This is a genomic window from Nocardioides pakistanensis (assembly GCF_054781215.1).
In genome coordinates, this window is sequence record NZ_BAAGUV010000002.1 from 239,813 (window position 1) to 253,270 (window position 13,458).

Consider the following 13,458-nt stretch of genomic DNA (forward strand, 5'->3'; position numbering starts at 1 on the left):
GCCGCGGTCTAGGCTGCCAAGCACCCTATCCGGCTAGCAGAGGAGTGCATCGTGGGCGAGTTCGTGCGGGTCGAGGTCGAGGACGGCGTGGGGACGATCCGGGTCGACCGGCCCAAGATGAACGCGCTCAACGCCCAGGTCCAGGAGGAGATCCGCGCGGCAGCGGCCGAGTGCACCGAGCGTGACGACATCAAGGCCGTGGTGGTCTACGGCGGGGAGAAGGTGTTCGCGGCGGGCGCGGACGTCAAGGAGATGGCCGACATGTCCTACACGGACATGGTCAAGCGCTCCGGTGCGCTGCAGTCGTCGTTCACCGCCGTGGCCAGGATCCCCAAGCCGGTCGTCGCCGCGGTCACCGGCTACGCACTCGGCGGCGGGTGCGAGCTCGCGATGTGTGCCGACATCCGGGTCGCCGCCGACAACGCCGTGCTCGGCCAGCCGGAGATCCTGCTCGGGATCATCCCCGGGGCCGGCGGCACGCAGCGGCTGACCCGGCTCGTCGGCCCGGCCAAGGCCAAGGACCTGATCTTCACCGGCCGCTTCGTCAAGGCCGACGAGGCGCTCGCGATCGGGCTGGTCGACAAGGTCGTGCCGGCGGCCGATGTGTACACCGAGGCGGTGGCCTGGGCCAAGCAGTTCACCGGTGCGGCGACGTACGCACTGCGCGCCGCCAAGGAGGCGGTCGACCGGGGCCTCGAGGTCGACCTCGAGACCGGCCTGGAGATCGAGCGGCAGCAGTTCGCCGCCCTGTTCGCCACCGAGGACCGCACGATCGGGATGAGGTCCTTCGTCGAGCAGGGTCCCGGCAAGGCCGAGTTCGTCGGCCGCTGACAACCACGGTCCGGACAGGTTCTCCGGCCGCTCCGAGGTCGGCTATCGTGCGGATACCTCGGACAAGGAGTGACAGTGACTGACGCAAGCAGCGGCACCGAAGGCGAGGCCGCGGACACCGCGACCGGCCGCCGTGGGCGCCGTGCTTCCGGGGGGAGCACCGCGAAGGTGAAAAGGGGCGCCGACCTGGTGCGCAGCCAGGTCGCCACGATCGTGTGGCTGGTCGCCGTGGTCTGCGCGCTGTTCCTCGCCGTCGGCGCCCTGCTGATCGCGCTGAAGGCCAACGAGGACAACAGCATCGTGCAGTTCGTCATCAACGGGGCGGAGTCGCTGGACGGGCCGTTCAGCCTCGACGCGGGGATCTTCACCTTCCCCGACGACGCCGACGGCCGGGTCAAGAGCGCCCTGACGAACTGGGGAATCGCGGCCGTGGTGTACCTGGTGATAGGCAAGATCCTGGACCGGATCATCCGGCCGTGACAGCAGCGCAACTCGCTCCCGGAAGGCTCGCGAGCGTGTGATCGAACGCACCTGACCGCGCGGTTCCTCTGCTAGCTACCTGCTAGTAACCTCGGGGGACACGTGGGCGGGTGACCGTCAGAGACGAGTGCACAGGAGGGGCCCTCAGGGCCGAGACTGCCATGAACATTGTCGTGTGTGTGAAGTACGTTCCCGATGCGACCGCCGATCGGCAATTCGAGGCTGACAACACCGTCGACCGCGTCGGCGTGGACGGCCTGCTGTCGGAGCTCGACGAGTACGCCGTCGAGCAGGCCCTGCAGCTCAAGGAGAAGAACGAAGGCACCGAGGTCACCGTGCTGACCGTCGGCCCCGAGCAAGCCGTCGACGCGATCCGCAAGGGTCTGCAGATGGGCGCCGACAAGGGCGTGCACGTCGTCGACGACGCGGTCGCCGGCTCCGACGCGATCGCCACCTCCCTGGTGCTCGCCGAGGCGATCAAGAAGCTCGACCACGACCTGGTCGTGTGTGGCATGGCCTCCACCGACGGCACCATGGGCGTCGTCCCGGCGATGCTGGCCGAGCGGCTCGGCCTCCCGCAGGTCACCCTCGGCTCGGTCATCGAGATGCAGGGCAAGGAGGTCCGGATCAAGCGCGACGGTGACACCGCCACCGAGATCATCGGTGGCACCGCGCCGCTCGTGCTCAGCGTGACCGACCAGTCCGGCGAGGCCCGTTACCCGTCCTTCAAGGGGATCATGGCCGCCAAGAAGAAGCCGGTCGAGACCTGGTCGCTGTCCGACCTCGGTGTCGACGCCTCCCAGGTCGGCCTGTCCGCCGCCTGGTCGCAGGTCGAGGACACCGCCGCTCGCCCGCCGCGCACGCAGGGCGAGATCGTCACCGACGAGGACGGCTCGGGCGCCACCGCGCTGGTCGAGTTCCTCGCGTCGAAGAAGTTCATCTGAGGAAGGTCGGGTAACTGACATGAGCGAGATCCTGGTTCTGGTCGACCACGTCGACGGTGCAGTACGCAAGCCGACCTACGAGCTCCTGACGATCGCGCGCCGCCTGGGCGAGCCGTCGGCGGTGTTCATCGGCGCCCCGTCCGACGACGCCGTCGCCTCGCTGAAGGGCTACGGCGCGGCGAAGATCTACACAGTCGACGACGCGGAGATCAAGGGCTACCTGGTGGCCCCGAAGGCCGAGGCGCTGCAGCAGCTGGTCGAGAAGACCAGCCCGGCCGCCGTACTCATCTCCTCCAGCGCCGAGGGCAAGGAGATCGCGGGCCGGCTCGCGATCAAGATCGACTCCGGTCTGATCACCGACGCCGTCGACGTGCAGGAGGGTCCGGTGACCACGCAGTCGGTGTTCGCGGGCAACTACACCGTGCAGGCGAAGGTCACCAAGGGCACCCCGATCATCACGGTCAAGCCGAACGCCGCGACGCCCGAGCAGGCCGAGGGTGCCGGTGCGGTCGAGCAGGTGGCGGTGACCATCTCCGACGCCGCGAAGGCCGCGAAGATCGTCGCCTCCGAGCCGCGCAAGGCCACCGGCCGCCCCGAGCTCACCGAGGCCGCGATCGTGGTCTCCGGTGGTCGTGGCACCGGCGGCAACTTCGAGCCGGTCGAGAAGTTCGCCGACTCGCTCGGTGCTGCGGTCGGTGCGTCCCGGGCCGCGGTCGACTCCGGCTGGTACCCGCACTCGTTCCAGGTCGGTCAGACCGGCAAGACGGTCTCCCCGCAGCTGTACGTCGCCGCCGGCATCTCCGGAGCGATCCAGCACCGCGCCGGCATGCAGACCTCGAAGACCATCGTGGCGATCAACAAGGACGAGGAGGCGCCGCTCTTCGAGCTCGTCGACTTCGGTGTGGTGGGCGACCTCCACGCGGTCCTTCCCGCCGCGACCGAGGGCGTCAACCAGCGCAAGGGCTGACCGCCTGCTCCGTCTCACGCGAAACGCCCCTCCGGCCCGGTGGCCGGAGGGGCGTTCTGCATCCCGGTGGTTGAGGCGTCGCCCTGAGGAGGGCGAGGAACGCGCCCGTCTCGAAGGGACGAGCGAAGCGACCCCGGTGGTTGAGGAGGAGCGAAGCGACGTCTCGAAACCACGGGACCGCCCGCGCAGTCTCAGCGGTGCGCCTCCGGGTCCTGCAGCCACCCGCACTTGCGCGCCATCGCGACCGCCTCGAGCTGGGAGCTCACCCCGAACTTCGTGAGGATCCCGCGCACCTGCGTGCGGACCGTGGTCTGCGCGACCGTCCACTCCTGCGCCAGGCACGCGACGGTCTTGCCTTCGGCCAGCGCGACGAGCACCTCGCGTTCCCGCGGCGTGAGCCGGGCGAACGCCCGGTCGCGCACCTGCTCCTCGCGTCGCTGACGGCGCAGCTCGAACAGCAGGTCGTGGCGCAGCGAGGGGTCCATGACGTCCTCGCCGGCGGCGGCCTGGGTGACCGTGTCGATGAGTACGTCGACCGGCGCGGTCTTGTTCAGGAAGCCAACGGCGCCGGCCTCGATCGTGGCCGCGAGACGCAGCCGGTCGGTCACCGACGTCATCACCAGGACCCGTGCCCCCATCGCGACGAGGTGGGTGATCAGCCGGGTCCCGTCGCCGATCGGCTCGCCGAGCTCGAGGTCGAGCAGCACCAGGTCGGGCCGGAAGCGACGTAGGTCCTCGAGCACCTGGGCCCCGTCCGAGAGGGTGGGCACGAGCACGTCCAGGCCCGTCGCCTCCAGGGTGAACCCGAGGCTCTGCGCGAGGAGCGCGTGGTCCTCGATGATCGCGACCTTCGTCGAGGCGGGACCGGCCAGTCGCTCACGCTGGGGCTGAGCCTGGAAGGGCACGCGCGGGGCCGGCCGCTCGGTGAGCATGACGCGGCGCACCTGCGGATGGATCTGCACGGTCATCGGATCGCCTCCGACGACTCTTGCGTGGCCGGCGGCGCGGCCATCAGCGTCAGCGAGTAGCACATCTCGCCGTCGGGCCCCTCGCGATGCTCGATGGTGCCGTTCTGGTTGGCCATCAGCCGCGTCGCGACGTACAGCCCGAGACCACTCCGGCTCTGCCCGTTGCAGCCCGCCGCGTGACGGCCACGCGATGGCAGCACGGGGTGCCGGCTCAGCTCGACGCGCACGACGGGGAAGTCTTCCTCGACGGTGAGCGACACGTGCTGTCCGGCGGGGACGGGCTGCAGGTTGCTGAAGAGCGTGCCGAGCACGACTCCCAGGTCCGCGGAGAACCCGCGGACCGTGACGTCGTCGATCTCGCTGTGGATCTCCAGTCCGCCCTCGCGTTGTGCGACGAGGATCGGTTCGAGCACAGTGCCGATCGGGAACTCCTCCATCGCGGGGGAGTCCGCGCGCCGCAGCAGGTGCTCGAGGTGGCCGATCTCGTTCATCACCGAGCCGCGGAGCTCGTCGGCCTTCTCGGCCGACAGCCGGTCACCCTGGTAGGTGAGCACCGTCATCGCCATCCGCAGTGCTGCCATCGCGTTGCGGCTGTCGTGCGCGAGGTGCCGCCGCCACTCGTGCTGCTCGGCGAGCACGTCCTCGGCGCGAGCGAGTGCTCGCGTCACCGCGCGATGGCTCAGCACCCGCGCGCGGCTGCCGGCACGCAGGTCGAGCAGTGTGACGGCCAGCGTCATCGCGGCCGTCGCGAACAGCAGGGCGGCGGCCGGGAAGCTCCACTGCCCAGGCTCGACGATCGCGACCGTCCGGCAGAGTCCGACCAGCACCATGCCTGCCATGAGTGCTGCAGCAGTGGTCACCCAGCGCTCGTCGAGCTTGCGCGCCTTGATGGTGTACATGGTCAGCAACGTCGCCCAGGTCGCCAGCGCAGCGAGCTCCAGCACGACGTGCGTGGCCGGGGACAGCCCGGCATCGGCGGCGAACACCCGGCCGATCAGCACCAGCAGCGCGATGCCGACCAGCGGCGACATGACCGTCGAGAAGGTCACCGGCTTCTGCCGGTCCGCGGCATGAGGCGCCTGCAGCGCAGCGATGATCAGCACGGCCGCGGCGATCGTGGCGAGCAGCCCCGAAACGGGATGGAGCCGCGTGCCATCGTCGTACACGAGACCGGACGCGCTCGACACTGGGACCGCGAGTCCCCCGTAGACCGCGAGTGCCAGCCCGATCAACGCGCTGGGACTCTCGGACGTGATCCGCCACCGGGCCAGGCCGACGAGGCCTGCGGCCACGAAGAGCAGAGCCGCAGTCATCTCGAGCGAGTTGACCAGCCCCCCGGCTGTCAGGCTCGCACCCTGGCTGCTGGCCACGGTCAGCGCGGTGCCGAGGACCACGACGTTGGTCGTCAGGATCGTCGGTGCGCTTGTCACATTGGTCGGGGAGAAATGCCGTAGCCATCCCCCCTGGGTCCCCACCCAGTAATAAACCCCCACGGCACCGAGTGTCCGGCATCGCTTCGGCGTGTCGGCAGGGGCCGAACGGGTCGAATCAGTGCCGCCCGGAAGGACTAGTCGGGGTGTGACATTGCGTGTCTTCGTCGGCGATTCCGGACATTTGGCTAGGAGGTCGGTCAGCCTCGTGTCCGGCGCCGGCCCGCCGCCATGAGGACTGAGCCGGCGGTCAGCAGTCCCGCGGTAAGGAGGAGCAGCAGGAGGCTCACCTGCGCCCCGGTGGCCGGGAGTCCGCCGACGATGCTCGGACCGGTGCCGGGTCGCGGTCGCTCACCTTCGACGCCCGCAACCTCGTCCTCGTCCTTCTCGTCGTCGGTCGGGCCTGCGGTGGGTGTCGCGGTCGCCTCGGTCGGGGCCACGGTCGGCTGGTCTGTCGGCTGCTCCGTGGGCTTGTCCGTGGGCTCGGTGGTCGGCTGGTTGGTCGGCTCCTCGCTCGGACCGTCGGTGGGTACCACGATCGTCGGTACGTCGGGCGTCGACCCGGCCGTGATCTCCCACTCGAGGTCGTAGCGGATCGCGTCCGTCATGACCGCGTTCGGCGCCTCGACCGGCAGGTGCGAGACGAAGTTGACTCGCCACGCGGCCGAGGCGGGAATCATCCGGTCGACCACGACACCCGTGCTGAGATCCTTGAGGCTGCCTGTCCAGATGGTGCCGAGGCCGGCATCGGCGCTCTCGACCGAGAGTCGCAGCCAGTCCCCGAGCTCGCCCTCGTGCTCACCGCAGGTGGCGTCGCGACCTTCGTTGATCTCTGGCTCGAGGCATCCGCGCTCTTCATCAACCACTGCGCGGGCGGTGAGCTTGAGTCGACCCGCGAGCTTGTACTGGTTCCGGACCTCGTACGTCGTTGCCACGGTGTCGCCGGGCTGCATCGGCCCGACCGATTGCCCTCCGCCGGGAGTCACGAACGACGTTCGGGCCGCTGCCGGAAGGGCGAAGAAGAGTGCAGCGACCAGAGCAGCGGAGACGCTGAGCCGTGTCCGTGTCGACATCCTCATTGCTTCTCTCCTGCTGTGTCTTCTCGCACTTCTGATGGGTTCGCTCTGTGTGATGCCATCGAGTCACGACGTGGGCTCGTCGGGCGCCGGCTCTGTGTCCGTCACCTCGGAGGACTCGAGCTCCTGAACCTCAGGCGTCGAGATCTCGGCCGACTCGGGGTCCTCGACCAACTCGTCGGCGGACGCCGTTTCCTCGGTTCGCTCTTCCGGTGGTTCCGCCAGCACTTTCGAGTCATCGCCGGTATCGGCAGGTGCTAGCTTCTCTTCCTGCAACGACTGACTCTTTGTGATGCTTGGCTTCTTCTCTGACTCCGGCTCACCGCTCTGGAGAAGGAGCAGCAGGTTCGCCTGGTCTTCGAGGTTGGACAGGTTCAGCCCGAACGGCAGGGAGTTCGTGTCGAAGATCCGCTCACATCCGTGGAAGGTGTCTTTGCCGTTGTCACCGATACAGATGTCGCAGTCGCCAGGTCCGCCGTCGAGGTAGTCCTTGCCGTTTCCGCTTAACAACAAGTCGTTACCGGGGCCCCCGAGCAGAATGTCCTTGCCGTTCTCGTGCTCGCGGCCGAGCGCGCCGAGGATGTCGTTCCCCTCGCCACCCACCAAGCAGTCGTTCTGGTTTCCACCCTTCAAAACGTCGTTCCCGCCTAGACCGAGAATCACCTGGGGATAGACGCCATTCTTCTTCTCGAGCTGCCAGGCCAAGAGCACGTCCACGCCAGCTGTACCTGTGAACACGGTGGCGTGCGGCTTGTCGAGGATCTCGTCGCAGATGGCGGGAGTGGTCTGCCAAGTGCCGGCACTCAATTCGCCCTTGATGGTTTCCAGGTCGTAGAGGTAGCTCGAAGTGGATGGGGTGCTCGACGCCGCGACAGCGACCAACAGGCCGCTGACAAGTGCTCCTGCGGCCGTGGCGGCGGTGCTGCGCTTCATGACGTCACCGCGGGTTCGTGAACCTTCGTGGACTGCGACGCCTTCCTGCTCTCCCCGCCGGTGAAGAGCAGGAGGAGCACCAAGGCTGCGAGCGCTCCTGCGCCAGCCGGCGTCTTCACGAAGTTGACGGCATACCCGAGCAGTGGCACCCCGAACTTCGCGGTACCCACAACGTTGCGGGGGTCGAGCGGGGCAGGATCACGACTCTTGTTCGCATCACCCTTAGTCACATACGTCACCCGCTCAGAGTCACCGTTTCGGGCGGTGCGCCGCTCGACAACGCGGTGCGTCGTCATACCGGATTCCGTGTTGAAGGAGACCACATCCCCCACGCGCAGCGTCATTCCGTCAGTGGGGGCTGCGACAATGACGGCGCCCGCATTGAATGTGGGGCTCATGCTTCCGGACGTGACAACGTACGGCGTCCAGCCGAACAGGCGCGGCGCAACGAGGACGGCCAGCGTCGTCACGGTCACCATCGCGACCAGCGACCCAGATATCCAACGAACCCATCTTGCCAGCATTCCTTGACACCTCAGATCGTGGGACCCCGAGGGGTGCGGGTGACCGCACCCCTCGGGTAAATGGAAGGTCTCGCGTGTGCGCTAGTCGAGTTGGGCGCCGGGGTTCTGACCGTCCTGGACGAGCGCCAGATCAAGCGCGAAGCTGAACGAATCAGTCATGATCTGGTTGCCGTCCGACCGGTTTCCGAGAGGCACGTCGACGTAGATGGTGCCCTGCCAGACATCGGTGGGGCTGAGATCTCCAAGGACGCCACTGACGTTCTGCGGGGCGGAGAACCAACCGACGTTCTTGATGCTCGTACCGCCAACCCCCGGGATTCCGATCTGGACGTATTCGCCGAGTTCGCCGGCCGGCCCGGTGTCGCCTGCCTGACTCTCCTCGTCCGTGAACCCATTCTCGAGGTTGCTGATGTCGTCAACCTGAAGCCAGAGCTCGCCACCGCAGTCGCCGAGGTTCTGTACCTTCACAGCGACCTCGTAATAGTCGCCGGGGTGGACGCCCGTGATCGAGATGTTCCCGCTATTGTTCACCACGACCGCGTCTGTGTTGTTGGGGTCGTTCGTCTTTCCTTCGGCTACCACGGTCTCGTAGCTGAGGTCGAAGCCACAGGCCTCGATGGAGTTCGTGAAGGTCTCCGCGTCGTAGTAGAACGCGGAGGTGCCACCGGTGGCGGCGACACCGGCCGCGACGGCGGCAATGCTGAGACCGCTTAGGCCGAGCTTCTTCAGGTTGTTCATGGGATTCCCCTCTTTGATTCCCCCCCGGGAACTCCCCGGGACACCACCTCACCTTGCTTGGCGGCAGCACCCTGACTCATCGTCAATATTGACGAAACGCCGGATCCTCAGGCATGCAAGGGCAAGATCGGCCCTGCCCAACGTCCGCGCAGCCAGCGGTCGTGGCTGGCGACGACGACGGTGCCGAGCGAGGTCTGCAGCGCTTCCTCGAGCTCCTCGGCCAGCGTCAGCGAGATGTGGTTGGTCGGCTCGTCGAGGAGCAGCAGGTCGGGGGAGCGGGCGATCAGGATCGCCAGCGCGAGCCGACGCTGCTGACCAATGCTCAGCACGCCGACCGGCCGGGTCAGGTCACGCGGGTGCAGGAGTCCCAGTTCCGCGAGGGCGGTTGGCGCGCCGGTCGCCGCGGCGTACGCCTCCAGCACCAAGCGGTCGGCACGGCTGAAGACCACCTCCTGCGGCAGGTGACCGATGCGCCGCGCGGCGACCTGGAGGTGGCCGGAAGCTGACAGCTCCCCGGCGAGCACCTTCAGCAAGGTCGACTTGCCCGAGCCGTTCGCTCCGGTGACCAGCAGTTCCTCGCCGGGGGAGAGGTCCAACCTGGGCACATGCAGTCGACCGGGTACGACGAGGTCGCGCGCGAGCACACTCGCAGCGCCGTCGCCGGTCAGGGTGCCGTTGAACGCAAGCGGTCGCGGTGGCTGGGGGATCCGGTCGCGTTCGAGCACCTCGATCCGCCGCTCGGTGTCGCGCACGCGACGACTGATGGCCTTGGCAACCTTCTGTCCCTTGCCGAAGTAGATGAACTTGTCGCCGTCCCGCGGCGGACGGTTGTGTGGCGCCACAGCGCGCGCAGTCGTCCGAGCCGCGTGTCGAAGGTCGTTGAGCTCGTCCTGCTGGGCGAGGAACGCCTCCTCCCATCGCCGGCGCGCGTCACGCTTGACGGCGAGATAGGCGGTGTAACCGCCGGTGAACCTGTTGCCACCCGAGCCGTCGAGGCCGAGGTGCATCGGGTCGAGGTCGAGGATCGTCGAGCAGACGTTGTCGAGGAACGTCCGGTCGTGCGAGGCGACCACCACCACGCCCGGCAGGTCGCACAGGAAGTCCTCGAGGAACGCCACCGCGGCATCGTCGAGGTGGTTGGTCGGCTCGTCGAGGAGCACGCACTCGGGACGACGCGTGATCAGCGCAGCCAGCGCGAGTCTCATCCGTTGGCCGCCCGACATGGACCCGACCGGCCGAGAACGGTCGACAGCGTCGAGTCCCAGCCGCGCGGCGGCTGCCTCGGCCCGGTGGTCGGCGTTCCACGCGTCGTGGGTCGTCGCCCAGTCCAGGAGCGCGGAGTAGTCGCCCTGGGCCGCCGGGTCGTCGAGACGAGCTGCGAGCCGCTCGAGCCCTGCGACTGCGTCGAGCAACGGAGCGAGCGCCTCGTCGAGCACGTCGCCGACGGTCGCGCCTTCGGCGAATGTCGGCTCCTGTGTCAGGTACGCCAGGTCCGCCGGTCGCGCGACCGAGCCGCCGTCGGCAGGCTCGGTGCCCGACAGGATGCGGAGCAGGGTGGACTTGCCGGCGCCGTTCTCGCCGACAAGTCCGAGCGGCCGGCCGGGTTCGGCGACGAGGTCGACGCCGCCGAGGACGACGCGATCGCCGTAGGCACGCGTGACGTCGCGGGCGACGAGTGCGGACAGGGAGGAGTGGATCTGGATAGACATCAGCGACACCGTTCGTGACGGGATGAGCACTCGCCGGGCCGATGCCGCTCACTGGAGGAGGGCGCCGCGGACGCGAGTGAGGCCGATGTCAGTTCTTCATGTCGCGGACGAGTGTGGCCGCAGGCGATGGCACTCCGCAACGCCTTTTCGCGGTCCCGCATCGCTAGGGTCGGCGAGGTGACCACGACACAGGTGCGAGGGCGGCTAGTCACGCCGACAGGAGTGGTCGAGGACGGACTGGTCGTCGTCACCGCTTCCGCCATCGAGTACGTCGGTCCCGCTGCCGCGGGGACTGCCCCAGCCGACGGGGCAGGGATCGTAACGGCCCCGCACGACGGGTTCGTCCTTCCCGGCCTCGTCGACGTACACGGCCACGGCGGGGGAGGCGCCTCATTCACGGCCGGCGAGGCAGACCAGATCGCCACTGCCACCAGCGAGCACGCCCGCCACGGCACGACCACGATGCTGGCGAGCACGGTCACCGACGCGCCCGACCGCATGCTGCAGGCGGTGGCCGCGCTGACCGAGGCGGTCGGGCGCGGTGAGCTCGCGGGGATCCACGTTGAGGGGCCCTTCCTCGCCGAAAGCCGTTGTGGCGCACAGGATCCTCGCTACCTGAGCCGTCCCGACGTCGCATTCAGCCGCGACATGCTCGACGCCGGACAAGGCCGCATCAAGGTGATGACGATCGCCCCGGAGGTGACTGGCGCGGACGCGGTGATCGAGCTGTTGCTCGAGCACAGCGTGGTCCCCGCAGTCGGGCACACGGACGCGGATGCCGAGCGCGTCCGCGAGACCCTCGCCCGCACCCACTCCGCGCTGGGTCGGCCCGGCCTGGTCACCCACCTCTTCAACGGGATGCCGCCGCTGCACCATCGAGCCCCGGGGCCCGTAGCGGGCGCGCTCACCGCAGCGGCGGACGGCGACGCGTTCGTGGAGCTCATCGCCGACGGCGTCCACCTGCACGACGACACGGTCAGGATGGTCTTCAGCCTGCTCGGCCCCGACCGGGTCGTGCTCGTCACCGACGCGATGGCCGCCGCCGGGATGCCCGACGGCGACTACGAGCTCGGCTCGCAGCGGGTGACAGTCGACGACGGCATCGCGCGGATAGGCTCCGACGGGCCACTCGCCGGCGGCACCGCCCACCTCCTCGACGTCGTCCGCCGCTGTGTGCACGCAGGGGTCGACATCGTCGACGCCGTCACCGCCGCGACACGCACGCCGGCCAGGGCCGCCGGCCTCGGTGGCACGGCCGGGGTGCTCGCCCCCGGAGGGCGGGCGGATCTCGTCATCACCGATGCCGACCTGCGCCCGACCGCCGTGATGCGCGCCGGGGAGTGGCTGGGCTGAGACGGCGGCGAGCTGAAGCGGCCAGCCCGCCGGGGTCGAGTGCCGCGGCAGACCTGAGGGCCAGATGAACGTGCACTTGGCCGCCGGACATTCAAACTCACCGCCGGGCGGGCCCGTCCGCCCTTCGCAAGTGCACGTCGTTGTGGCCCTGCCGACGCGTGGCGGTGCCTACCTGACTGCGCAGGCTGACCGGCTGAGGCGAGGCGGCGGGACGGGCTTTTCGGCACGGATCGGTTCACGCCGTACCCTGGTAGACGCGATGACCCACCCCCGACCCGCCGGCCGCGCGGTCTACCTCGACCACGCCGCGACGACGCCGATGTACCCCGAGGCCGTGGCTGCGATGACCGAGCAGCTCACCCGCCCGGGGAACCCGTCGTCCCTGCACGCCGCGGGCCGTGCGGCTCGCCGGGTGGTGGAGGAGTCGCGCGAGACCATCGCCCGTTGCCTCAACGCGCGTCCCGGCGAGGTGGTGTTCACCTCCGGCGGCACCGAGTCCGACAACCTCGCGGTCAAGGGCCTGTACTGGGCGCGCAGGCAGGCCGACCCGCGTCGCAACCGGATCCTGTCCACGTCGGTGGAGCACCACGCCGTGCTCGACACGCTCCACTGGCTGGAGGACCAGGGCGCCGAGGTCGAGCTGCTCCCGGTCAACCGGTGCGGGCGGCTGCAGCTCGACGCGCTGCGTGAGTCGATCGAGCGCGACCCCGACTCCGTCGCGCTGGTCACCGTGATGTGGGCCAACAACGAGGTCGGCACCATCCAGCCGATCCACGAGGTCGTCGCGATCGCCCACGAGCACGGCATCCCGGTGCACACCGACGCGGTGCAGGCCGTCGGGCAGATCCCGGTCGACTTCGCCGCGAGCGGGGTGGACGCGTTGACGCTGACTGCGCACAAGGTCGGCGGCCCGATCGGCGTCGGCGCGCTCGTCGTACGCCGCGAGCTCGACCTCGTCCCGCTGCTGCACGGCGGGGGCCAGGAGCGCGACATCCGTTCCGGCACGATCGACGCGCCCGCGATCCGCGGGTTCGCCACGGCGGTCGAGATCTCCGTCGAACGGCAGCCCGAGCACGCCGTACGTGTGGCCGCCCTCCGCGACGACCTGCTCCGCCGGGTCTCGGAGGTTGTCCCCGACGCGGTCCTCAACGGCGACAAGGACTGCTCGCTGACCAACCGGCTGCCGGGCAACGCGCACATCCAGTTCCCCGGCTGCGAGGGCGACTCGCTGCTGATGCTGCTCGACGCGCGCGGCATCGAGTGCTCGACCGGATCGGCGTGCTCGGCCGGGGTGCCGCAGCCCTCGCACGTGCTCCTGGCGATGGGCGCCGACGACGTCGCCGCGCGCAGCGCGCTGCGGTTCTCGTTGGGCCACACCACCACGCAGGCCGACGTCGACGCGCTCGTGGAGGCGATCGGCCCGGTCGTCGAGCGTGCCCGCGCGGCCGGCCTCACCTCCGGCCTGGGGAACCTCACCGCGCTCACGGCGGCGAAGGCGGGCTGAG

Annotated in this window: 13 protein-coding genes; 6 read left to right on the plus strand and 7 right to left on the minus strand. The window is 69.2% G+C overall.

The genetic code is table 11. The features are described 5' to 3' along the window. Positions 1-51: 51 nt before the first annotated feature. From ACYVIH_RS01220 to ACYVIH_RS01235, 4 genes are all read left to right on the plus strand, one after another. Complete coding sequence (locus tag ACYVIH_RS01220) at positions 52-831, plus strand: enoyl-CoA hydratase/isomerase family protein (RefSeq protein WP_460865023.1); 780 nt, start codon at positions 52-54, stop codon at positions 829-831. 75 nt (positions 832-906) lie between these two features. Further along, positions 907-1,311: a hypothetical protein gene (locus ACYVIH_RS01225; RefSeq protein WP_460865024.1), complete on the plus strand. Its 405-nt coding sequence runs from the start codon at positions 907-909 to the stop codon at positions 1,309-1,311. Positions 1,312-1,490: 179 nt separating this feature from the next. Further along, positions 1,491-2,255: an electron transfer flavoprotein subunit beta/FixA family protein gene (locus ACYVIH_RS01230; protein ID WP_460865026.1), complete on the plus strand. Its 765-nt coding sequence runs from the start codon at positions 1,491-1,493 to the stop codon at positions 2,253-2,255. Positions 2,256-2,274: 19 nt separating this feature from the next. Further along, positions 2,275-3,222 carry an electron transfer flavoprotein subunit alpha/FixB family protein gene (locus ACYVIH_RS01235; RefSeq protein ID WP_460865028.1) on the plus strand — a complete coding sequence of 316 codons (948 nt, stop codon included), beginning with the start codon at positions 2,275-2,277 and terminating at the stop codon, positions 3,220-3,222. A gap of 191 nt (positions 3,223-3,413) precedes the next feature. Here the strand turns inward: ACYVIH_RS01235 and ACYVIH_RS01240 are convergent, their stop codons facing one another. The 7 genes from ACYVIH_RS01240 to ACYVIH_RS01270 form a co-directional block, all read right to left on the minus strand. Continuing rightward, a complete protein-coding gene (locus ACYVIH_RS01240; protein ID WP_460865030.1) occupies positions 3,414-4,190 on the minus strand; it encodes a response regulator in 777 nt (258 codons plus the stop codon). Continuing rightward, on the minus strand, positions 4,187-5,620 hold the full coding sequence (locus ACYVIH_RS01245) for a histidine kinase (protein WP_460865032.1): 1,434 nt from the start codon (positions 5,618-5,620) through the stop codon (positions 4,187-4,189). The genes ACYVIH_RS01240 and ACYVIH_RS01245 overlap by 4 nt, the downstream gene beginning before the upstream one ends. 200 nt (positions 5,621-5,820) lie before the next feature. Continuing rightward, positions 5,821-6,693, minus strand: coding sequence for a PT domain-containing protein (locus ACYVIH_RS01250; RefSeq protein ID WP_460865034.1), 873 nt, complete (start codon positions 6,691-6,693; stop codon positions 5,821-5,823). A gap of 69 nt (positions 6,694-6,762) precedes the next feature. Beyond that, positions 6,763-7,629, minus strand: a complete 867-nt coding sequence (locus tag ACYVIH_RS01255) for a calcium-binding protein (RefSeq protein ID WP_460865036.1) — start codon at positions 7,627-7,629, stop codon at positions 6,763-6,765. Continuing rightward, on the minus strand, positions 7,626-8,108 hold the full coding sequence (locus tag ACYVIH_RS01260) for a signal peptidase I (RefSeq protein ID WP_460865037.1): 483 nt from the start codon (positions 8,106-8,108) through the stop codon (positions 7,626-7,628). Before ACYVIH_RS01260 ends, ACYVIH_RS01255 begins: the two co-directional genes overlap by 4 nt. A 126-nt stretch (positions 8,109-8,234) precedes the next feature. After that, on the minus strand, positions 8,235-8,891 hold the full coding sequence (locus tag ACYVIH_RS01265; protein WP_460865039.1) for a SipW-dependent-type signal peptide-containing protein: 657 nt from the start codon (positions 8,889-8,891) through the stop codon (positions 8,235-8,237). Between the two features lie 107 nt (positions 8,892-8,998). Then, positions 8,999-10,600, minus strand: coding sequence for an ABC-F family ATP-binding cassette domain-containing protein (locus ACYVIH_RS01270; protein WP_460865040.1), 1,602 nt, complete (start codon positions 10,598-10,600; stop codon positions 8,999-9,001). 177 nt (positions 10,601-10,777) lie between these two features. Here ACYVIH_RS01270 and nagA point away from each other — a divergent pair, with 177 nt between their 5' ends. Both nagA and ACYVIH_RS01280 read left to right on the plus strand, forming a co-directional pair. Then, positions 10,778-11,953, plus strand: coding sequence for an N-acetylglucosamine-6-phosphate deacetylase (nagA, locus tag ACYVIH_RS01275; protein WP_460865043.1), 1,176 nt, complete (start codon positions 10,778-10,780; stop codon positions 11,951-11,953). 259 nt (positions 11,954-12,212) lie between these two features. Next, positions 12,213-13,457, plus strand: coding sequence for a cysteine desulfurase family protein (locus ACYVIH_RS01280; protein WP_460865046.1), 1,245 nt, complete (start codon positions 12,213-12,215; stop codon positions 13,455-13,457). Position 13,458 lies beyond the last annotated feature (1 nt).